The 22,355-nt window shown below is 41.3% G+C and carries 24 protein-coding genes and 1 pseudogene; 24 read left to right on the top strand and 1 reads right to left on the bottom strand.

Annotated features, from left to right (window positions below; genetic code table 11):
* Positions 1 to 319: 319 nt before the first annotated feature.
* The 6 genes and pseudogenes from SLU01_RS15195 (at position 320) to SLU01_RS18405 (ending at position 3,642) form a co-directional block, all read left to right on the top strand.
* On the top strand, positions 320 to 1,171 hold the full coding sequence (locus SLU01_RS15195; protein WP_246111009.1) for a M23 family metallopeptidase: 852 nt from the start codon (positions 320 to 322) through the stop codon (positions 1,169 to 1,171).
* A 145-nt stretch (positions 1,172 to 1,316) separates the two neighbouring features.
* The gene (locus SLU01_RS15190) at positions 1,317 to 1,793 is read left to right on the top strand and encodes a GNAT family N-acetyltransferase (RefSeq protein ID WP_147059860.1); all 477 of its coding nucleotides are present in this window, start codon (positions 1,317 to 1,319) and stop codon (positions 1,791 to 1,793) included.
* A gap of 321 nt (positions 1,794 to 2,114) precedes the next feature.
* Positions 2,115 to 2,249, top strand: a pseudogene (locus tag SLU01_RS18375) (DinB family protein); the annotation flags it as partial.
* Positions 2,250 to 2,490: 241 nt separating this feature from the next.
* Positions 2,491 to 2,913 carry a hypothetical protein gene (locus SLU01_RS15180; protein ID WP_147059858.1) on the top strand — a complete coding sequence of 141 codons (423 nt, stop codon included), beginning with the start codon at positions 2,491 to 2,493 and terminating at the stop codon, positions 2,911 to 2,913.
* 121 nt (positions 2,914 to 3,034) lie between these two features.
* Positions 3,035 to 3,256: an NUDIX hydrolase gene (locus SLU01_RS18410; RefSeq protein ID WP_308507742.1), complete on the top strand. Its 222-nt coding sequence runs from the start codon at positions 3,035 to 3,037 to the stop codon at positions 3,254 to 3,256.
* A gap of 56 nt (positions 3,257 to 3,312) precedes the next feature.
* A complete protein-coding gene (locus SLU01_RS18405; RefSeq protein ID WP_308507741.1) occupies positions 3,313 to 3,642 on the top strand; it encodes a hypothetical protein in 330 nt (109 codons plus the stop codon).
* A gap of 1,062 nt (positions 3,643 to 4,704) precedes the next feature.
* Here SLU01_RS18405 and SLU01_RS15170 read toward each other — a convergent pair.
* Positions 4,705 to 4,959: a ferredoxin gene (locus tag SLU01_RS15170; protein ID WP_147059856.1), complete on the bottom strand. Its 255-nt coding sequence runs from the start codon at positions 4,957 to 4,959 to the stop codon at positions 4,705 to 4,707.
* A 110-nt stretch (positions 4,960 to 5,069) separates the two neighbouring features.
* On the opposite strand from SLU01_RS15170, the gene SLU01_RS15165 reads away from it, so the two are divergent.
* The 18 genes from SLU01_RS15165 to hbs all read left to right on the top strand — a co-directional run bounded on the left by SLU01_RS15165 (position 5,070) and on the right by hbs (position 22,233).
* Positions 5,070 to 6,107 carry a YpbB family protein gene (locus tag SLU01_RS15165; protein WP_147059854.1) on the top strand — a complete coding sequence of 346 codons (1,038 nt, stop codon included), beginning with the start codon at positions 5,070 to 5,072 and terminating at the stop codon, positions 6,105 to 6,107.
* On the top strand, positions 6,107 to 7,537 hold the full coding sequence (locus SLU01_RS15160) for a RecQ family ATP-dependent DNA helicase (RefSeq protein WP_147059852.1): 1,431 nt from the start codon (positions 6,107 to 6,109) through the stop codon (positions 7,535 to 7,537). The genes SLU01_RS15165 and SLU01_RS15160 overlap by 1 nt, the downstream gene beginning before the upstream one ends.
* An 80-nt stretch (positions 7,538 to 7,617) precedes the next feature.
* Positions 7,618 to 8,286, top strand: coding sequence for a LysM peptidoglycan-binding domain-containing protein (locus SLU01_RS15155; RefSeq protein WP_147059850.1), 669 nt, complete (start codon positions 7,618 to 7,620; stop codon positions 8,284 to 8,286).
* Between the two features lie 66 nt (positions 8,287 to 8,352).
* Complete coding sequence (locus SLU01_RS15150) at positions 8,353 to 9,126, top strand: metallophosphoesterase (protein WP_147059848.1); 774 nt, start codon at positions 8,353 to 8,355, stop codon at positions 9,124 to 9,126.
* 37 nt (positions 9,127 to 9,163) lie between these two features.
* Positions 9,164 to 10,147, top strand: a complete 984-nt coding sequence (locus SLU01_RS15145; protein ID WP_147059846.1) for a YpdA family putative bacillithiol disulfide reductase — start codon at positions 9,164 to 9,166, stop codon at positions 10,145 to 10,147.
* A 46-nt stretch (positions 10,148 to 10,193) separates the two neighbouring features.
* Positions 10,194 to 10,877, top strand: coding sequence for a glutamic-type intramembrane protease PrsW (prsW, locus tag SLU01_RS15140; RefSeq protein WP_147059844.1), 684 nt, complete (start codon positions 10,194 to 10,196; stop codon positions 10,875 to 10,877).
* A gap of 95 nt (positions 10,878 to 10,972) precedes the next feature.
* Positions 10,973 to 11,764 (top strand): spore cortex-lytic enzyme, encoded by a 792-nt coding sequence (gene sleB, locus SLU01_RS15135; RefSeq protein WP_147059842.1) that lies wholly within the window; start codon positions 10,973 to 10,975, stop codon positions 11,762 to 11,764.
* Positions 11,765 to 11,820: 56 nt separating this feature from the next.
* Complete coding sequence (locus SLU01_RS15130; protein WP_246111010.1) at positions 11,821 to 13,107, top strand: PepSY1/2 domain-containing protein; 1,287 nt, start codon at positions 11,821 to 11,823, stop codon at positions 13,105 to 13,107.
* A gap of 96 nt (positions 13,108 to 13,203) precedes the next feature.
* Positions 13,204 to 13,842 (top strand): flagellar brake protein, encoded by a 639-nt coding sequence (locus tag SLU01_RS15125; protein ID WP_147059838.1) that lies wholly within the window; start codon positions 13,204 to 13,206, stop codon positions 13,840 to 13,842.
* Positions 13,843 to 14,170: 328 nt separating this feature from the next.
* Complete coding sequence (gene cmk, locus SLU01_RS15120; RefSeq protein ID WP_147059836.1) at positions 14,171 to 14,848, top strand: (d)CMP kinase; 678 nt, start codon at positions 14,171 to 14,173, stop codon at positions 14,846 to 14,848.
* Positions 14,845 to 15,426: a lysophospholipid acyltransferase family protein gene (locus tag SLU01_RS15115; RefSeq protein ID WP_147059834.1), complete on the top strand. Its 582-nt coding sequence runs from the start codon at positions 14,845 to 14,847 to the stop codon at positions 15,424 to 15,426. Before cmk ends, SLU01_RS15115 begins: the two co-directional genes overlap by 4 nt.
* Before the next feature lie 80 nt (positions 15,427 to 15,506).
* Complete coding sequence (rpsA, locus tag SLU01_RS15110) at positions 15,507 to 16,646, top strand: 30S ribosomal protein S1 (RefSeq protein ID WP_147059832.1); 1,140 nt, start codon at positions 15,507 to 15,509, stop codon at positions 16,644 to 16,646.
* A 250-nt stretch (positions 16,647 to 16,896) separates the two neighbouring features.
* Complete coding sequence (gene der / locus SLU01_RS15105; RefSeq protein WP_147059830.1) at positions 16,897 to 18,207, top strand: ribosome biogenesis GTPase Der; 1,311 nt, start codon at positions 16,897 to 16,899, stop codon at positions 18,205 to 18,207.
* A 20-nt stretch (positions 18,208 to 18,227) separates the two neighbouring features.
* A complete protein-coding gene (locus SLU01_RS15100) occupies positions 18,228 to 19,247 on the top strand; it encodes an NAD(P)H-dependent glycerol-3-phosphate dehydrogenase (protein ID WP_147059828.1) in 1,020 nt (339 codons plus the stop codon).
* A 23-nt stretch (positions 19,248 to 19,270) separates the two neighbouring features.
* A complete protein-coding gene (locus SLU01_RS15095; protein WP_373866425.1) occupies positions 19,271 to 19,483 on the top strand; it encodes a DUF2768 domain-containing protein in 213 nt (70 codons plus the stop codon).
* A gap of 6 nt (positions 19,484 to 19,489) precedes the next feature.
* On the top strand, positions 19,490 to 20,203 hold the full coding sequence (locus SLU01_RS15090) for a YphF family lipoprotein (protein WP_147059862.1): 714 nt from the start codon (positions 19,490 to 19,492) through the stop codon (positions 20,201 to 20,203).
* Between the two features lie 94 nt (positions 20,204 to 20,297).
* On the top strand, positions 20,298 to 21,776 hold the full coding sequence (gene spoIVA / locus SLU01_RS15085; protein ID WP_147059824.1) for a stage IV sporulation protein A: 1,479 nt from the start codon (positions 20,298 to 20,300) through the stop codon (positions 21,774 to 21,776).
* A gap of 184 nt (positions 21,777 to 21,960) precedes the next feature.
* Entirely contained in the window at positions 21,961 to 22,233 is a 273-nt protein-coding gene (hbs, locus tag SLU01_RS15080) for a non-specific DNA-binding protein Hbs (RefSeq protein ID WP_147059822.1), read from the top strand.
* The last annotated feature ends 122 nt before the right edge of the window (positions 22,234 to 22,355 follow it).

Raw genomic sequence — 22,355 nt, 5'->3', positions numbered from 1 at the left:
TCAGTTTATAACTTTATTATGTGGAAACAGAATGAAGCAAAATAGCATGTGCGAATGCTTCAAATGTGTGCATTAATTTATCAAGGAGTAACTGCAGTATTATTTCAATAGTGGCCGGATTATCAATGGATAAGGATTATTCTTATGCTGTATTTTTATTATATATTCAAATGTTTATAAGGAGAGGATATGCATCAGGTATTTCAAATTATTATTCATAATGGTTGCCTTTTCAACTGTTTTCTTAACTGCTTGTAATCCGGGAGAGAAGGGAGTTGAGAAAAGTAAGGAAGAAGATCTTAACCGAGGAGAGAAACTGATGAAGCCAAAGGAATTATCCGATACATTTCTAAATGGGGACTTTGAAAAGGTGTACAGTCAGATGAGCAAAGCGTTTCGGAATGAAGTTTCCTTAAAGCAGTTGCAGCAGATCGGTGAAGAATTTAATAAAGATGTTGATTCATTTATACTGCAATCTGAACTCCCTTTAGGTAATGGCGCTAAGCAATACGTTTGGACAGATGATAGTGGTACTAAAGGGATGATGGCAATCTTTGATGGAGATCATACTGTCCTTGGTTTACAGGTTATGCCGCTCGCGGTGTATCCGGAAACTGATAACGTCTATACAGAAACAGTATTTGATTTTCCTTTTCTGGATAAGTGGTTTGTATTTTGGGGAGGTACAAACAGTTTGGTGAATTACCATTATGAATATGAAAACCAGCGCTATGCTTACGACTTTATGGTCATGAATGAGGACAGCACATATGAAGGAGATCCCGCCTTAAATGAAAGCTATTATACATTTGGCAAGGAATACCTAGTGCCGGCTGATGGAACCGTTGTTAAAGTAGAAAATAGTGTAAAGGATAATCAACCCGTTGGTAGAATGAATAAAGAGCAGCCCTTAGGCAATTACGTCATCCTTGACCACGGTAATAAGGAATTCAGTTATCTTGTACACTTCAAATACGATTCGATAATCGTAAAGGAAGGGGATAAGGTCAAACAGGGTGATTTGCTTGGGCTAGTTGGTAATTCTGGAAATTCCAGTGAACCGCACATCCATTTTCATGTAGCGGATTCTCCGGATCCCATGACTTCAAAAAGCATTAAAATCAAATTTAACCGTGAGGATAAATTTATCCAAGGGGATTTTGTGGAATGAGCTTACCACTATTAATTGTTAATCGTAGCAATATAAAAAGATGGATAAGAATCAAGTGTACTATGGGGAGTAAACATTGGAGAAATAAATGTCGATAAATTAAATCATTAAATATCCTTAACTATGTTTGGAAGGAGGTATTTCTTTGGTAGATTTAAGAAAAATAAATGGGAACAATTATGTAGAATGTTTAAACTTACGGACTGATACCAATGTGGACTTTGTAGATTCTGTAGCGTGGTCATTAGCCGAAGCGTGGGTAGATTATGATGATTCACGCCCTTTTGCAATTTATGCTGATAATGTGATGGTGGGTTTTGTTTCAATGTATATTGGCGAAAATAACCCCCAAATCATAAATTTCATGATAGATAGCCGTTTTCAAAAAAGAGGCTATGGATCAGCAGCCGCTAAGCTTTGTATTGAATACTTGTGTAAAGAATTTAATGCAAGAAGGATCTCCTTACCAGTTAATCTGGAAAATAGAACCGCACAAAAATTTTGGAGCAACATAGGATTTGAAATAACAGACGATATAGAGGATGGTTATCTTTATATGCGGTTGTACATACCAGAAAAATATGCCGAGTATATAAAAACGGAGCTTAATACGAAACTTTAATGAATACTGGGATGGCCGTTCAACTGAAGTGTTGGGTTACCTAGTTATGTATTCAGATATTCGCAATAACAAACAAATGAATTATATATATTTAATTGAAGATGAAAATAAGGATTTTAAAGATATAACTCTTCATACGAAGATGTTTGTAAGTGAAATGTCCACATATTTATCTTACTTTGATATGGGAGACGACGAAAATTTTATTATAAAAAAACTAATGTCTTTCAAAAAGGATTGCTTAAAGAAGAGATAGGTGACTTTATAAAAAAGATTATTAATGAGGATCTTCCTGAGACAGACTTAAATGAAGTAATTTAAAAACAATGGACATATGAACAAGTTCTCTATCACATTATTACCCATGAAATACACCATATAGGTCAATTATCAATCTGGGCTAGAGAAATTGGAATGAAGCCAGTTCCATCAGATTTGATCTTTAAAGTTAATTAGCTAATATTTAAAGTCTTTTTGTTGCAGTCTTAACGTTTCTTACTTTTCATCAATCGGGCACAAATCTGGTATAAGGATTTCCGTCCTTTCAACAAACGGCCAAAATTCAAGTTAAGATTATTGTTCTAATAAGAGATTTCTCCATAAAGACAATCGTCAAAAACTCTCGTTTTATCGGACAGCTCTTGTACCTCCTGTGTATACCTAATCATATGATAGATACACATAAGGGGGTGCTAAGATGAAACGATTTACGCACTACTTTGTCTGGTTTCTATGTATCGGTTTCATTTGTTATTTAGGTAGCCAATACTATCTGAATTTAAAATACATTGCTCAAGAACAATTTGATGACAAATTGCTTTTTGTATACAGTACTGCTTTTCCAATCATCATCGGGATGTTATTAAAGCTTCCTCTATTGGTCAAAGACATTAAGCAACAAAAACAATGGACTTTTGATTGGCCAAAATTCATAGCAATAGGTATCCCTACTTTTTCCATTGTATCTTCTCCGGCTTGGATTTATATCATTTGGACTTACACATCACTTGGCGATTATTCGATACTTATGAACGTGTTGAATGTAGTAACTTACACTCCATTCGCTACAGTATCAGGAGTAGTGTTTGGCTATTGCTTGTTGGATGTTCTGAAAAGATGAATGATGTTTCAATTTGATTAATGGAAATAAAATAACCGTATCTATGTATAGCGAGGTAATGAAGGGTCATTATTCACATAAGATTTTCGCATCAATAGGCCTGGATTGTGGGGGAATAAAGGTGAAAACATTGGATTACGCATTGGAAAATGTAAAGACTTCTGGAGCTTATGTATTATACAATGGTTATTTTGTTTTTCAAGTTGGTCCCACTAAAAATGGTGATAAGCTTGGGGTAGTCCGATTAGGTGGCCACAGGGAAAATGAAGAAAGTCCATTGGATACAGCGATAAGAGAGGTATTGGAAGAGTCTTCAATACAGATTAACAGATTAACCCAGTAAATTTTCCAGTTACATATCATTTAAATGGTTGGAATGAAAAAGCCAATAATGTACTAATGACTGGAGAAGTTAATCCGATCCTTATTAAAGGGAATGAAGAGGAAGCATTTTCAGTAATGTACATATCTCTTGCAGATAAAGAACCTTGTCCATCCTCTGAGTCACAAGGACTGTTATTATTGTCACCAAAGGATATTGAGTTAATTTGTAGTAGACAAATTACATTAAACGAATTTTTAAATCTAAATGGTTTAGTTAAAATTAAAGAGAATTTCAATCAGGACTTAGTTTTAGAGCCATTTCCTCAGTTGTTATTTTTATCGAATTTATTAAAACAAGAACCGGAACATATTGAGCAATTTATTGAACGCTCAAAACAAGAATAAATCTTCCTCAACCGGGCGCTTTTATAAAATAATGTATTTAACAGTCGGCATCAAAAAAAGATTAACAGTAAATGTCTATAATTATAATTTCGGTATTTGCAGGAATACTTGTTGCCTAGTTAGTTCTAAGTTTCTTTACAAAAAACTTTGATGGTAATTAGTTGTTTCGCTTGGCTCACCGCGCGACTGAAACGGAAATCAACGGTTTTGCAAGGTTTAATTAAAGACTAAGAGAATCTGTCCGAAAGTCAGTGCAAACTGATTTTCTGAACAGCTTTTTCGTTTTATTTACCCACGAAATTGAAAAAAAGCATGACTGGTCGCTTAAACAGCTCTTAATGTCCCGTTCAAGGGGAAATTTAGGCTTCCACGGTCAATTAAACAGCTCTTAATGTCCCGCTCGAGGGGAATTTAGGCTCCGACGGTCAATTAAACGTCTCTTAATGTCCCGTTGGAAGGGAATTTAGGCTCTCACGGTCAATTAAACAGCTCTTAATGTCCCGCTCGAGGGGAATTTAGGCTTCCACGGTCAATTAAACAGCTCTTAATGTCCCGTTCAAGGGAAATTTAGGCTCCGACGGTCAATTAAACAGCTCTTAATGTCCTGCTCGAGGGAAATTTAGGCTCCCGCGGTCAATTAAACGTCTCCCAATGTCCCGTTCAAGGGAAATTTAAGCTTCCACGGTAGAATAAGCATATTTTAGAATAAAAACTTACTTTGGACGCACACTCGATCCTTTAATAGTAAAAAACTGTCTCAGAAAGTCAGTTTTCGACTTTCTGGACAGCCTCTTGGTTTGTTCATGTTTACGTCTAGCTCCGGGCGCTAGCTGCTCGGGTCATAAGTCGGCCCTGCTACACGGCAAAGAGCGCCGTTCCGCATATCCGTCTTATGCCTTTCGCAGCTGAGCGAGCGCCCTACGCTTTAGTTATCGTCTAGCTCCGGGCGCTAGCTGCTCGGGTCATAAGTCGGCCCTGCTACACGGGCAAAGAGCGCCGTTCCGCATGTCCGTCTTATGCCTGTCGCAGCTGAGCGAGCGCCCTTCGCTTTTGATTATTTAGTTATTCATATTTTAACGGATCCCCATCAAATGGTTCGTCTGCGACTTTGATTGAATCAGTCGGACAACCATCAAATGCGTCTTCCATGTCTTCCAATAGTTCTTCTGGAACTTCTGTAACGCCCGTGTTATCATCTAAAATAACGTAGGCAATCCCCTCATCGTCATAATCGTAGATGTCAGGTGCTGCAGCGCCGCAAGCTCCGCATGCGATACATGTATCCTGGTCAACGATGGTGTATTTTTTGCAAGTCATTGACGTTCTCTCCTCTTTTCTCCGCACAATCTATTTAGTTCCCTATCCATTCTAAAGCTGTTTTCGTTAGTTTTCAACAATAAACCACTCATTTTAGGGGGGAATCAGGCGTGAATTTGTCTTCTATCCTTTTATTTGTCATAAGCAAGTTAAATAGAGAACGATCCATCAATTCGGCTTTGCATCTTTTGCGAGGTAAAAAATCTGGTCAAACCCTACAAGACGCAGAGTATTTTGACGTTAAACCGTTTTTCGCGATTTGGCCAAAGCTTGAAGAGCCGCTATTCCGAATGGCTGCGGACGAATTGGTGCATGCAAATTTAATAGAGTTTGACGAAAAGTTTGTCTATCTGACTGAAAAGGGAATGCAGCAAGTAATGAATTTGCCGAACTATCATTTTAACGGATGGAATTATCGCGGGCGCGAAATGATTTTTTTTGGAAGACTTGCATTGGCAGTTCAAACTGTTTCTTATCTACGGACAGGAACATCAAGTTTCACACCTATTCAAAGCGATCGAGATATACAACTTTTCGTAAGGGGATTAGTAAAAGGTCAGCCGCTAACCGATCCGGTATATGCGCGAACTATTGGCGAAGAGCTGAAACAAGCGCTTAACGCTAGCGGTATGTCCGAGAAACAGAAATATATTTTCTCGAACCGTCTATCGGGTAAAGGAGAAACAGCCAAAACTTGGGATCAATTAGCTGGGGAAATGGAGGAGTCAACGACTAGCATCCGTCTGTTATTCATAGAAAGCCTTCATAGATTGCTTCCGGTTGTCGAATCAGGTGAAATGTACCCTTTTCTTAAAAAAGTCTCAACCGATATAAAAGTGCAATCCTATTTAACCGATTCAGCATCCAGGTCTAAGAAGTTATTTGATGCAGGGTATTCAATGAAAGATATTGCTTCCGCCCGGAACTTGAAAATGAGTACGATCGAAGACCATTTCATTGAAATGGCGATGAACGATGACAATTTCCCTATCACGCATTTTGTTTCGGAGGGAATCATTAAGACGGTTATAACAAAATCGACAGAAATGGGAACAAAGCGTTTGAAACTCCTGAAGAACGAATTTGATTCATTATCCTACTTTGAACTTCGTCTTATTATGGCGGTTTGTAAGGAAGGTGAAGCCTAATGGATTTACATAAAGAACTGCTGGAACGATTCGGCTTTTTGCATTTCCGCCCAGGTCAAGAAGAAGTGATTCGACATGTTTTGAAAGGTCACGATACAATCGCCATTTTGCCGACAGGCATGGGAAAGTCACTTTGCTATCAATTGCCGGGGTATATGATGAATGGGGCAATCCTGATCATTTCACCCCTTGTTTCATTAATGGAAGATCAAGTAATGCAAATGAGGAAAAATGGTGAAAAACGCGTTGTTGCATTGAACTCCTTTTTGCCGTACGCCGATCGGAAAATGATACTGCGAAATTTGAATACTTATAAATTCATTTTTGTTTCCCCTGAAATGCTTTCGCAACAATCATTTAAGGAGCATATGAATAGGCTTGCAATTGCATTGATTGTTGTAGATGAAGCCCATTGCATCTCACAATGGGGATTTGATTTTAGACCGGATTATTTACGCATCGGTGAGTTTTTATCGCCCGGGCAACGACCGCCGATTTTGGCCTTGACTGCTACCGCTGACGATAAGGTGATGAAGGACATTCCTTATTATCTTCAATTAAGGGATCCGGTCATTCAACGACATTCCTTAGACCGACCGAATATTTCCTATTCTATTCACCAACTGGATTCTCCGCAAGAGAAGACGGACTGGATCAAAGAACGTGTTTCTAATTCGATGGGCCCAGGGATTATTTACGCATCATCCCGTAAAAGGGCCGATGAATTGGCGATCGACTTGCAGTTAGCAGGGGTATCCGTCCAATCCTATCATGCGGGGAAAGAACAAGATGACCGATCAATCATCCAAGAACAATTCCTGAATGGAGAACTGGACTGGATATGTGCGACGAATGCATTTGGAATGGGCGTGCATAAAGCTGATATACGACAAGTCATCCACGAGCATACACCTTCGACGATTGCCGCCTATATGCAGGAAGTTGGAAGGGCTGGTAGGGACGGACTACAAGCCTATGCAACACTTCTTTATTCGCCAACTGACGAGAGGATCACGAGCTTCATCATCCAGTCGGATTTGCCTATTGAAAGTGATGTCCGTTACTATGCTGAGTTGTTATCTAACGGCAACGATTCAGAAAAAGCGGCTGAACTTGCAGGTCTGACGGAAACGGGCAAACGGGTAATCGATTATTACAAAGAGCGCCATTCATTGGATGAAGTGCTAGTAGTGTTAAAAGATCTTTCCGCTGAAAAGGAAAGCGAATTACAAAAGATGATTCGTCTCGTGCAAGGCGAACAATGTATACGCGAAAGCATATTGATGTATTTTGGCGAAAAATGTCACGGTAGACCTGAGCAATGTTGTTCTGTCTGTGGTCTATCGATAGACCTTCCCGAAAAAACGAAGTTAGAGAGAAAGGTCAAAAAGGTTACCTGGGATGAAAGAATTACCAACCTTCTAGGATAACAGGTCTGATGTCCGTTTACATTTACGACAAAATTCGTCATAATATAAAGAAGAGCACCATGGAATAGGAGAATTTGTCGATGAAAAATGATGATTATAAAGTTGAGTTTGAAAACAATCGGAAAGAAATCGAACTTGACCATAATGAGGATGCAAGTTTGCCTTCACGAACGGAAAGACATGGCCGTCGCCGAAAGCAGAAAAAGACTTCTAGCCATACGATGATCAATGTTATTCTAGGTGTTTTCACATTCATACCCATTTTGATTTTTGTTTATGTTCTTTATAATTTCTATTTCGGTCCTGATAACGGTTCTGCAAAGGTAGATAGTTCGATTGTGCCTGTTGAAGTAGGGACGAATACGAATGCTCCCTCCGGAAATAGTGAAAACCCGGGTGCAGTCCCGACTGATTCTGAGAAAGAAAAAGAGGATGATAAGTCAACTGATGGGAAAACTGAGCTAGAAGAAAAGGAAAACAAAGAAGTAGTGACTAAAAAACCTGCTGTAAATGTCAATCCGCCGGCTACTGAAAAGAAGGAAAAGCCTTCAGAAAAAGATGAACAGAAAGTCGATAAAAAGCCTGAAGTGGAAACCGGATCTAAAACGCATGTAGTTGCTGCGAATGAAACACTTTATCGTATTTCAATGAATTATTATGGTTCAGATTCCGGAGTAGAAAAAATTAAAAAAGCGAATGGCCTTTCCTCGAATGATATAATGGTGGGACAAAAGTTGATCATTCCATAAATTCTAAAGAAATGAAGGGAAGAGGCAAAGGCAGGTTCTTTGCCTTTTTCTAATGGCGGGTGTCTAATGAGAATTTTTTTGAATAGTGTAACCGTGATTATCGGTATGTTTTTCGGACTTCTTGCGTATATGTTTGCTTATGCACATCGGAAAAAAGTCGTTCACCATTCGTTTTCCGCACAAGAAGGTCCGCTGCTAGGGAAGGAACTATCGGTATTCTTCATCTCGGATATTCATAGACGCCGGATTGATAATCGCTTATTAAAAAAGGCTGAATCATATGGACCGGTTGATATTGTCATTATCGGTGGTGATCTTGCTGAAAGAGGCGTCCCTCTATTGCGGATCAAGCGTAATGTGAAAATGCTGTCAACACTGGGTCCGTTGTTTTTTGTATGGGGAAATAATGACCGGGAAATCGGGGAAGACGCAATCCGTGACCTATTATCCCAACACGGTTGCACCATTTTGGATAATATGAATACGCCGATTAAAACGCACCCGTTATGGGGCATTTGCGGCACCGACGACCCTTCGAGTAATAATGTTGATGTGGAAGCATCACTTAAAGATGTTGACACCTATCGTTATTTGATCGTCGTTACACATACACCATCATTGTTTCGAAAAGTGGAGGCCATTTGCCGTCCTGAGTTGATGCTTGCAGGACATATGCATGGCGGTCAAATAAGGATTGGAAAGTTTGCGTTACACCCATTGGGACAATTCAACGTATCCGAAGGAAAAGCGAAATTGATAAGTAATGGGTACGGGACTTCGCTTGTCCCGCTTCGATTAGGGGCAGCACCGGAAAGCCATATTATAAAAATCAAGTATTGATCGATATAGGAAGTTTCGCATGTAATGAAGGAGATTGATGAAAAAAATGAACAAGAAAGCCATTGTGATTGGCGGGGGGCCATGTGGTCTATCTGCCGCTATTGAACTGCAGAACATTGGATTGGATGTATTAATCATTGAAAAAGGGAATATCGTTAACGCAATTTATCGCTATCCTACACATCAAACATTCTTCAGCTCCAGCATAAAACTGTCGATAGGGGATATTCCGTTCATTACAGCAAAGGAAAAACCTCAAAGAAACGATGCACTCGTCTACTATCGTAAAGTAGCGGAGATGAAGGATCTTTCGATAAATAGCTTTGAAACGGTAGAAAAAGTGGAAAAAACCGATGGATCATTCCTAGTGCATACAAATTTAAATCAGTACAAAGCAGATTATGTAGTCGTGGCGACAGGCTACTATGATAATCCGAATGCCTTAGATGTTCCTGGAGAAAACCTTCCGAATGTATTTCATTACTTCAAGGAAGCACACCCTTTTTACGGGAAAAAAGTTACAGTCATTGGAGGAAAGAATTCAGCAGTGGACGCTGCCATTGAATTAGTCCGCGCAGGTGCATCGGTTACTGTCATCTATAGAGGATCCGACTACTCTCCAAGTGTCAAACCTTGGATACTACCAGGCTTTGACAGCTTAGTCCGCAACGGGGAGATTGCAATGCATTTCAATTCAGCTGTGAAAGAAATCACCGAAACTACAATTACATTCGAAACGGACGGAATAGAACAAACGATTGAGAATGATTATGTTTTCGCGATGATCGGTTATCATCCCGACCATCGATTCCTAAAGCAGATCGGCATAGAAATCGACGATGAAAGCGGCCGCCCGACATTTGACGATGCAACGATGGAAACAAATATAGAAGACTTGTATATTGCAGGCGTCATTGCCGCAGGAAATAACGCCAACGAGATTTTCATAGAAAATGGCAGACTGCATGGCGGTTTAATAGCAGAGCATATTGTAATAAAAAATAGCAACATTTCCCAGTAGATGTAAGAGGCATGATATAATAGTAGGGAAAGGGGGCCGCCTGACTATGATAATATTGCTTACCGTTGCCATAGCACCAGGTTTGGCGCTCTTTAGCTACTTTTATTTACGGAAGCAGATCGCCAAAGAGCCTTCACGTACGTTATTTCATACTTTCATATACGGGGCAACAATGACATTCCCGATCATGTTCATCCAGCATGTCTTTGAAGAAGAGAATATCTTCCCGAATGAATTTTTCAGAAATGCCATTTTTACGAGTTGGATTGAAGAGTTTTTCAAATGGCTCATCTTGCTGATCGCAATCTATAAACATGTCGAATTTGAAGATGCATATGATGGGATCCTGTACGGCGCAAGTGTATCATTAGGTTTCGCCACAGTTGAAAACATTCTTTACCTGTTCACATTCGGATTGGATACAGCATTTTTAAGAGCTCTATTACCGGTTTCAAGCCACGCCCTTTTCGGAGTCGTCATGGGCTATTATGTTGGAAGAGCTAAATTTACAACGGTAGCGAATCGAAAAGGCATGTTGTTTTTTGCCTTCTTCGCACCATTCATCCTTCACTTCATTTACAATGGAATTTTAGGAGTGAATGATTTATCCCTTTATTTAATCATTCCATTCATGCTGTTCTTATGGTGGTTTGGACTGACGCGAGTCAAATACGCCCATACATTTGCCATGCAGCAGTTTAGAAAGAAAGCTCAAATGAAAATAAAATGAACAAGTAAGATCCGGGAGAAATTATACCGGATCTTTTTTTATTTCATACCGATAATAAAAAGTAATAGTTTGGACAAACTGAAAGAAAGGAGGGTATGAATTTGAAAAAAATCGTGTTAAGCATTTTAACTATTGCATTGCTGATCGGATCCGCATATGCGACTTCACCTGTTCAAATCAATGCGTTCAGCTCCCGTGATTTAGCACAAGGTTCGACGGGAGACGATATTATTGAATTACAGGCGAGACTTCAGTATATAGGATTCTACAATGGCAAAATCGATGGAAAGTTCGGTTACGGGACCTATTGGGCGTTGCGATCATTCCAAGAACAATACGGCTTGCCGATTGATGGGATTGCCGGGTCACAAACAAAGAAGAAGCTGACTGCCGCTTCCTCATATGATGAAAAATTTGTAATGGATAATTTAAAGAAAGGGAATCAGTTCACCCATTACGGTGGAAAACCTTTATCGTCACAAGTGAAACAAGGGGGCGGTGGAAATGAGAACGTCCATTTGCCGTCGAAGTATTCGGAGCAGGACTTGAAGCTGATGGCGAATGCCGTCTACGGAGAGGCGAGAGGAGAGCCGTATGAAGGGCAAGTTGCCGTCGCCGCAGTAATTTTAAACCGGGTGGAGCATGCCGACTTTCCTGACACGATAGGAGGGGTTATTTTCCAACCGGGTGCCTTCACTGCCGTTGCGGACGGACAAATTTGGTTGACGCCGAATGAACGGGCAAAAGAGGCCGTGCTTGATGCGTTGAACGGATGGGACCCTTCCGAGAATTCCATTTATTACTTTAATCCAATAACAGCTACGAGTAAATGGATCTGGTCAAGACCTCAAGTGAAGAAAATCGGCTTGCATGTTTTCTGCCATTGATCGCAAGACAAAAGGAGGATCGCGGAATGGCTCCTTAAGGGCTGTTTACATTGACTATGAAAAAAATGGTATTTGTTTTAGCCTATGCGCTAATTGTTGTATCTGTTTTTGCATTTACGAAAACGACAGAGAACAGTAAACTTTCTTTAGCATTGAGCAATCAATACGCAAAAAAAATGGCGGACGCTTCAGAGAAACTGGATGAACTGGATTCCGCTTTAAAACAAACGCTCTTGTTCAATAACTCGGATGGATCACAGAAAGCAAGAGAGGATATTTGGAGACTTTCATCCGACATAAAAAGCTCAGTCGCTTCTTTGCCGTTGGATGCGAGTTTTTCGACATCTTGGATGAATTATTTAGGCAGGATCGGAAATTATGCGAAAGAAGCGGATCGGTCAGTTGAACCGGATGAATATTATAAAGTCATGTCACAAGCCTCGAAAAATTTAGGGGTTATGCAAGATGAATGGACATTAGCGACTGCAGGCCTTGTAGATGGGAAATACTCAATGGACGAATGGACGAATCGACTCAATGCAACAAATCCTGATGTAGATTGGTCGAATATGGGCGAGTCTATAAAGCAATATACAGAAACGGATTTCCCGTTAACAGCAAGTGAATCAGATGCTATGAAGAAGAAGGAACTGAAAAATATTGATGAAGCGAAAGTGACGCAGGAGGTGGCAGTTGAGCGTTTCAAAACGGTCTTCCCTACTGTTTCAAATGAAGTCATCGGGGTGGAAAAGAGTATGCCGGGTTCCCCATACCCATTTTTCCATATTCGATTTGCTGATGGGGAATCCATCGGCTATATCGATATTACTGAAAAAGGCGGCCATGTGCTTTCCTATCTGTCCGAAAGACCATTTGGCAAAGACTCGCTATCTTTTGATGAAATCAAAAAAAGAGCGGAAGACTTCCTTGTAGCTGCCAATTATAAAGATCTCGTCTACGAAGAATCGAGGGAAAACAGTACAGCTTGGCATTTTGTCTTTGTTAGAAAAGAACCGTTTTATGGGGCAAAAGTATTTTCGGATGTTATCCATGTGAAAGTGGCGAAAGATAATGGAGATGTGATTGGTTTAAACGCGGCAGAATATATCCGGAAAGAAAAGCTGCACCGACAATCGGTTAAAAAGATGGATTGGAACGAGTTTTTCCATAAAGACGTAAAAATAGTGAATGACGAGTTGGCTTATGTGGAAAATGAAAGGCTTGAACAGAGGCTCTCTCATTATTTGACGGTAACGCGTGATGAACATGGGACTATAGGGACGTACAATGTAATTGTCGATGCGGAAACAGCTGAAGTCATTAAGACGGAGAAACTGAATTAGCGAACAATAGTTCAATCGTACCGGAATTTTGATATTGGAATTTACACCTACCCGTGACATAATGGATATAACCATTAAAAAGGTAGGTGTTTTGCATTGCGTCTTTCGGTTGGCACAACAATCATCATAGACAAGGATTTCACTGAAAAAGGTGAGAAATATAAAAGCAAAGTTGTCGATACTGGAAAAGACTTCATTATGATCGCATATCCGGCACATTATGAAACCGGCAAGACAGCTTTTTTCATGGATGGGACGCAGTTGCTTATTTCTTTTGTTGAAAATAAAATGTCATATGCATTCCGAACTGAAGTGGCGGGAAGATTGAATCGTGGGATTCCAATGTTGAAATTAACATACCCTGGTGATGATCAATTGATAAAAATCCAAAGACGTGAATTTGTCCGTGTTGAAACACCCATTGATGTCGCTGTGGATTACGGTGGTGTTTTTCAGCAATTTGTAGCGGAAGATATTAGTGCGGGCGGCATTGCGATTAATTTAGGTCCGAAGGAAGAATTTGAAGATAATGAATGTGTGAAGCTGATAATTGCGTTACCATTCATGAATGATGAGATAAAATATATTAAAACTGAGGCGCACGCTGTACGGACATGGGAAAAGAACAATCGTCGCATCGCTTCCATGCAATTTGCCGAAATCAATTCAACTGACCGGCAAAACATCATCCGTTTTTGCTTCGAAAGGCAATTACAGGAAAGAAACGACAAATAAAAAGTTGCATGTGGAAAAGTCCTGTTTGATAAAGGACTTTTCCACTTTCTATATATAACGAATTTATATATTTCGGACTCCCTTTAGGATTGGAACGGAAGGCGGCGACTCCTGCGGGAACAGCACGAGCTGATGACCCCGCAACGAAGCGAAGCGAAGTGAGGAGGCTGAAGCCGTGCCCGCGGAAAGCGTCCGCCTGAAGTGGAAATCCGGGTTTTGATTCTTTAAATTCCGCATATATAAATAGAAATTGGAGGGTGGCGCTGAGCTGCCACCTGTAGCAGGATTATGATACAATGTTTTCGAAATGAATTCGGGGGTAGATGATATGTTAAATGGAATAATTATAGCCATTGATGGACCTGCAGCTGCAGGGAAAAGTACGATTGCGAAAAAGGTTGCCCAAAAATTAGGTTTCACTTATATTGACACCGGCGCGATGTATCGTGCTTTAACGCATAAAGCGATCCGGTCGGACATAAATATGGATAGTGATAAGGATTTAGGGGATTTACTTCTGCATACTGAAATACTACTCATCCCGAAAAACGGCGGTCAAGCTGTGTTGATTGATGGAGTCGATTGCTCGGATGAAATCAGATCACAAGAAGTGACATCGAATGTATCTAAAGTGGCAGCTCATACGACAGTCCGAAAGTTGATGATTGAAAAACAACGAGCCCTTGCAGAAGGGACAGGTGTCGTTATGGATGGCCGCGATATTGGTACTGCCGTACTTCCAGCAGCAGAATTGAAGATTTTTATGACTGCATCCGTGGATGAAAGAGCAGAAAGACGTTTTCAGGAAAATGAAAAACGAGGAATCCATTCATCCCTAAGCCAATTGAAGGAAGAGATTGAAAATCGCGACCGCGCAGATAGTGAAAGAGAAATCTCCCCGTTGAAAATGGCAGATGATGCAATCTTGGTCGATACGACTTCCATGTCTATTGATGAAGTAGCCGACAAATTGATAGAGCTGGCGGAAAAGAGGATGGAAAGATGAATCTATATCCGTTAGGTAAATTTTTGATCAGCACGATTTTCTATCCGCTGTATCGCATCGAAGTGACAGGCAAAGAGAATTTTCCTAAAGAAGGAGGAGTGCTTCTTTGCACAAACCATATTGATAATCTAGATCCGCCAGTTGTTGGCATAACGTGTCCGCGGGAAGTACATTTCATGGCGAAGGAAGAGCTTTTTCAAATGCCGGTCCTTAAAAGCGTCCTGCCTAAAGTCCAAGCGTTTCCCGTAAAACGTGGGATGAGCGACCGTGAGGCGTTTCGGACAACTTTAAAATTGTTGCGTGGCGGCAAAGTTGTAGGCATGTTTCCAGAAGGGACAAGAAGCAAAACGGGCGAACTCGGTAAAGGACTTGCGGGCGCCGGATTTTTTGCGCTTAAAGGGGATGCCGTTGTAATGCCTTGCGCAATCATAGGTCAATATAAGCCGTTTAAAAAATTGCGTGTCATCTATGGAAAGCCGATCGATATGACAGTCTATCGCGAAACAAAGGCATCCGCGGAAGAAGTAACTGAAGTGATTATGAGCGAAATCGGCAATCTTTTAAAACAAAATAAATAAATTGATAAGGGTAATTTTTTGTTTTTATACATTGATTCGAATAATATAGAGATAGGATTCATAATGGAGGAGGACTACATATGACTGAAGAAATGAATTTGGACGAAATGAACGGATATAAAGAAGGTGACCGAGTCACTGGAAAGGTAACGAAAATTGAAGACAAATCTGTTGTAGTAGAAATTTCAGGTGCGCCATTTGATGGTGTCATCCCCATTAGCGAACTATCGAGCCTGCATATTGAAAAAGCATCAGATGCTGTGGCGATTGATGAAGAACTTGAATTGATCATCACGAAAGTGGAAGATGAAAACTTTGTACTCTCCAAACGTAGAGTCGATGCGGAAAATGCTTGGGATTCATTGGAAGCGAAATTCAATAACCAAGAAACTATCGAAACAGAAGTGAAAGATGTTGTAAAAGGCGGCCTTGTGGTAGATCTTGGCGTCCGCGGATTTATCCCAGCATCACTTGTGGAAGATTATTTCGTTGAATCGTTTGAAGACTATAAAGGACGCACGATGGAGTTTAAAATCGTCGAAATGGACAAGGAGAAAAACCGACTGATTTTATCCCACAGAGCTGTTCTGCAAGAAGAGAAAGCGAATAAGAAAGAAGAAGTACTGGAAGACCTGAAAGAGGGCCAAGTGTTGGAAGGAACAGTCCAACGCATCGCTTCGTTCGGTGCCTTTGTAGATATTGGCGGTGTGGATGGATTGGTCCACATTTCACAGCTATCCCATGAACATGTCGAAAAAGTATCCGACGTTCTAAAAGAAGGGGACAAGGTGAATGTAAAAGTCCTTTCTGTGGACCGCGATGCAGAACGCATCTCGTTATCGATCAAAGAAACATTGCCTGGACCTTGGGAAAATATTGAAGAACGAGCTCCGAAGGGATCCGTCCACGAAGGGATCGTAAGACGTCTCGTCTCTTACGGTGCGTTCGTAGAAGTGTTCCCGGGTGTAGAAGGGCTCGTCCATATTTCGCGAATCTCTCACCAACATATTGGAACGCCGCATGAAGTGTTGGAAGAAGGACAAAAAATTGATGTTAAAGTTGTTGATGTCAACGCAGAAGAGAAACGACTTTCTTTGAGCATCAAGGACTTGTTGGAAAAGGAAGAAGAAGAATCGTACGGTGATTATGAAATGAAGGAAGAGACAGGATTCTCTTTAAGCGATGTCATTGGTGATCAATTGAAAAAGTTCACGGAATGATTTTGACAAATTATCGAACGTTCGAATGAACTGCAAAAGTTATGGTGATGGTGCTTACATAGGCATCATCATCTTTTTTGTTGCTTCTAGCTCCGGGCGCCAGAGGCTCGGGGTCATAAGTCAAAGCTACTGCGTGGCAAAGACCGCCACTCCGTATCTTCGCCTTATGCCTGTCGCCTCTAGGCTGGCGCCCTCCGCTTTAGTCTTGTATAATACACAAGAGACATATTGGAAGAAGGGTGTTAAAAGAATGAGTAAACCAACTGTTGCAATTGTTGGAAGACCGAATGTAGGGAAGTCGACAATTTTTAATCGTATCGTAGGAGAGCGTATTTCAATCGTAGAGGACGTGGCAGGCGTGACGCGCGACCGAATCTATAGCTCTGCGGATTGGCTCACACATGACTTCAATTTAATCGATACAGGCGGCATCGACATCGGGGACGAACCGTTCCTCGAACAAATACGGCTTCAAGCGGAAATCGCAATTGATGAGGCAGATGTCATCATCTTTTTGACAAACGGCCGTGAAGGCGTGACAGATGCCGATGAACAAGTTGCCAAAATACTATACAAGACGAAAAAGCCTGTTGTCCTAGCGGTGAATAAAGTTGATAATCCGGATATGCGTGATATGATCTATGATTTCTATTCGCTTGGCTTTGGCGATCCGTATCCGATCTCAGGTTCACACGGAATTGGATTAGGGGATTTGTTAGATGCAGTTGCTGCGAGCTTCCCTGAAGCCGGGGATGATGCCGAAGAGGAAGATGTTATCCGTTTTTCATTAATCGGCAGACCGAATGTTGGAAAGTCATCGCTCGTAAATGCTTTGCTCGGAGAAGAAAGAGTTATCGTCAGTAATGTTGCCGGGACGACTACAGATGCGATCGATACATCCTATGAATTCGAAGGGCAAAAGTACAAGATCATTGATACAGCGGGCATGCGTAAAAAAGGGAAAGTTTATGAGAACATGGAGAAATACAGTGTGTTGAGAGCTTTGAAAGCGATTGATCGTTCAGACGTCGTTTTAATTGTGCTAAACGGCGAAGAGGGAATCAGGGAGCAGGACAAGCGTATTGCAGGATATGCTGAGGAAGCTGGAAAAGGCGTCATGTTTGTTGTGAATAAATGGGATGCCGTCGAAAAAGACGACAAAACGATGAATAAATTCAACGAGGACATCCGCAAAAACTTCTTATTTCTCGATTATGCGCCGATCGCATATGTGTCTGCGAAAACAAAACAACGGGTAACGACGTTATTCGATACGATTAAAATGATTAGTGAAAATCATGCATTGCGCATTCAATCAAGCGTATTGAACGAAGTAATTGAGGATGCGGTTGCCCGTAATCCTGCTCCTTCCGATAAAGGACGCAGATTGCGTATTTATTACGCGACTCAAGTGGCGGTCAAGCCTCCAGTCTTTATCGTTTTCGTAAACGAACCGGAGCTTATGCATTTTTCTTATGAACGTTTTCTTCAAAACCGTTTAAGGGAATCTTTTGGGTTCGAAGGAACTCCGATCCGTCTTATCACACGGGCAAGAAGCTGATTTAAGAGAGGTGAAATGAATTGGATAAAGTTGCAGTGATTGGGGCTGGAAGTTGGGGAACCGCCATCGCTTTCGTCCTTGCCGAAAATGGACATGACTGTCTACTTTGGACAAGAAGGCAGGAACAGTCGGCTGAAATAAATGAGCGGCATACAAATGAGGCCTATTTACCAGGCATCTCTTTGCCGCGGAATTTAAATGCTGTGTCTGACTTGAAGAAAGCAGTTGAGCATGCGGAAATAATCGTAATTGCCGTCCCGACAAAAGCGATTCGGGAAATTTGTATTGAAATTGAAAAATACACTGAAAAACCAAAACTAATCGTTCATGTTTCCAAAGGTATTGAGCCGGATACATTGAAGCGGATTTCCGAAATGATTGAAGAAGAAGTGGATCCTGGAAAACGTCAAGCTATTGTTGCGTTGTCAGGACCAAGCCATGCTGAGGAAGTCGTCCTCCGGCATCCGACAACGGTAACAGCTGCATCCCATAATCAGGAGGCTGCTGAACGGGTTCAGGATCTCTTTATGAATCACTATTTCCGCGTATATACGAATAATGACTTGATCGGCGTTGAATTAGGTGCGGCGTTGAAAAACGTCATAGCCCTTGCCGCAGGAATTATCGACGGTGTCGGTTATGGAGACAATGCGAAAGCGGCTCTTATTACGCGTGGTTTGGCGGAGATTACGAGACTTGGCATGAAGATGGGGGCGAATCCGCTCACATTTTCGGGTTTGACCGGATTAGGCGACCTGATCGTAACATGTACAAGCGTCCACTCCCGTAATTGGAAGGCTGGCAATCTGCTAGGCCAAGGAAAAACATTGGAAGAAGTCGTTTCAGGAATGGGCATGGTCATCGAAGGCGTTCGGACAACAAAAGCTGCCTATCAGCTATCCCTTCAATATGATGTATCAATGCCACTGACAGAAGCCTTGTATTCCGTCCTGTTCGAAAATGTGCCGCCGAAAGAAGCGGTTGATCAGCTAATGAGCAGAATGAAAAAACAAGAGATAGAAGATATTTTTTACAAATAATAAGATCTGTATGACATGAAAGGATGATCCACTTGTCCTCATTGGATAAAATGTGGCTATCGTTTTACGCGATGGGTTTCATGGTCGTATCCATGGGACTCATTTACGTTAGCAGACATAAGCTTTCGAATCGACTATTAAAATTCATTTTTGCATTTATTGCATACGTTTTATTAATTTTTTGTTTCCTTGCAATGGTATATCTCGTATTCAGCGGACCGACAGGAGGGAGCTAAGTGAACATGATTCGTAAAAAGTTTTTATTGCTTTCTTCCCTAATGATTGTATTTCTTCTTTCGGGCTGTATGTACCCTGGCGATGAAAAGGCATCAAGGGAAAATCCGTACGAAGAACAAATTGGCACGATCCAAAATGCAGTAAATGCCTATAAAGAAAATAACGGGGGACTTCTTCCCATCAAGACAAGGGAAAGTGAAACAGATCAGTACATAAAGTATCCGATTGAATTTTCGAAGCTTGTCCCAGCATATACTGAAAAAATTCCATCCAACGCATATGAGAACGGAGGCATCTACCAATACGTCCTAATGGATGTAGAAGAGAATCCGACCGTAAAACTTGTTGATTTACGAATTGCAGAGCGCATTCGGGAATTAAATCTGCGTTGGCAAATCAATGGAAAGCTTCCGTTCAAGGATCCCGTCGGGGAAAACGTCTATGAAATCGACTTTGAAACAATGGGGTTTAAAGAACCTTTGAAAGTTGAAAGTCCCTATTCTGATGCATTGCTTCCAATCGTTGTCGGAGGGGATGGCCATTTCTATGTAGATTATTCGATTGACTTGAATCGAATACTCCAAGAGGAAAAGCCCGACGTCAAAGAAGGGGAAGACATCCGTCACCTTCTTTCTGATGACTTTCCAATACTCCCTGCCTATTCATTGCCTTACACGGTGAACGAACAAAATGAACCGGTATTTATGAAGAGTAAATAATTATATAGAATATCCAAAACGTTTCATGCATTTTTTAGCATGAAACGTTTTTCATTTACATAAACTAATATGCGCGAAAAAAGGAGGGCTAAGTATGAAAGAGGAGTTGTATGAAAATCTGGCGAGGCGTACGGATGGGGATATTTATATAGGTGTTGTCGGCCCTGTTCGTGTCGGGAAATCGACCTTCGTCAAAAGGGTGATGGAAGAGGTCGTCATACCGAATATGACGGATGCAGGCGATCGGGCAAGGGCGCAGGATGAATTGCCTCAAAGCTCGCCAGGTCCGATCATCATGACGTCTGAGCCGAAATTCGTCCCTGCACAAGGTACTCAAGTATCTATCGGGGATGGGGAATTGTCCTTTCAAGTTAGATTAGCGGATTGTGTCGGTTATGTGATTGATGGAGTGAAAGGATATGAGGATGAGGATGGTCCGAAATATGTCCATACTCCTTGGCATAATGAACCGATCCCGTTTGAGGAAGCGGCGCGTATCGGAACCGACAAAGTGATTCGTGACCACTCTACAATCGGCATCCTTGTGACAACGGACGGAACAGTCAATAACATTCCAAGGGCGGCAGCAGAGGTTGCCGAAGAGGAGATTGTTGGCAAACTGAAGGAAATCGGCAAACCATTCGTCATTGTCTTGAATTCGAAAATGCCGGCTCACGAAAAAACGAATGCTTTGAAGAATCAGCTGCATGAAAAACATGGAGTCCCTGTAATTGCGATAAGTGCGGATCAATTGAATGCACAGGAAATCCAACTCATCCTGAAAGAGGCGCTGTACGAATTCCCGATCACTGACATCGAATTGCAAAAGCCAGACTGGATGGACGTGCTAGGTCCTGAGCATGAATTGAATGCTGCCATTGACAACGTCATCAATGAAGGGTTCCTCGTTGCATCTAAAATCCGTAAAGTACAAGAACTTGCAGAGCGGTTGAAAGATGAAAAGTTTGTAAGACATGCTGAAGTCGTCGATGTTGATGCTGGGAAGGGCAAAGCGACCGTCAATATCGAGATGGATGAGCAAGCGTTCCGTGAAATTTGTGAAGATATTATGCAACAGGAAATGAGGACAAAAAAGGATTGGCTTCTGTTTATCAAGGATGCCGTCAAAGCGAAGAAGTCGTATGATATGTACGCAGAAGCAATCGACACTGCTAAAAAGAGCGGATATGGCGTTGCGCTGCCGACAATCGATGATTTCCAACCGTCACCGCCAGAGCTCATTAAGCAAGATAATTTTTACGGAGTTCGCATGAAAGCGGCAGCCCCTTCGCTTCATATTATCCGCATTGATATGGATGCCGAGTTCTCGCCACTCATCGGTTCTGAATTCCACAGTCACCATTTACTGAAGGAATTAAAGAATGCCTATCTACACGATCGGGAGGCACTCTGGCAGACACAGTTATTCGGCACTCCATTGCATGAAGTGTTGAAAGAAAGCATCCGATTTAAAACGTCCTCGGTCCCGCCGAATGCACGTAAAAGGCTGAGAGAAACGATCGAGCAAATGGTCAACGATGGAAACAAAGGCATGATCACATTTATTGTTTAAGATTTGTGAATAAATACCCTTAGAAGATCCGTATTTCACGGGTCTTTTTCTGTTTTTGGTCAAATAAGGCAAAATAGAGCGTAATCGCTTATAATATTGTTGCACCGCGGTTTTTAGTGTGTTAATCTTTTAAAAGAGTTTATATTGAATAAGACGGTTAACTCATTGAGAGGAGGTGAATGGTGTGAATAAAACAGAATTGATCAACTCAGTTGCTGAAGCAGCAGGTCTAACTAAAAAAGACGCTACTAAAGCAGTGGAAGCAGTATTCGATACAATCCAATCGACACTTGCAAAAGGTGATAAAGTACAATTGATCGGTTTCGGTAACTTCGAAGTTCGCGAACGTGCAGCTCGTAAAGGGCGCAACCCGCAATCTGGAGAAGAAATCGAAATTGCTGCAAGCAAAGTACCTGCATTCAAAGCGGGTAAAGCGCTTAAAGATGCTGTCAAGTAATCTTTAAGTTTACATAGAAGTCCGTCCTCCAAGTCTGTAAACAGATAGCTGGGGGGCGGACTTCTTTTTCATAGTGTATAAAATGAACAGGCGTGTTGATTAACCATTATTATACAGTAAGG

It is taken from the genome of Sporosarcina luteola, assembly GCF_007991495.1.
Lineage (GTDB): Bacteria > Bacillota > Bacilli > Bacillales_A > Planococcaceae > Sporosarcina > Sporosarcina luteola.
The sequence above is the reverse complement of the archived record's forward strand: the minus strand, read 5'-3'. Positions and strand labels throughout refer to the sequence as shown.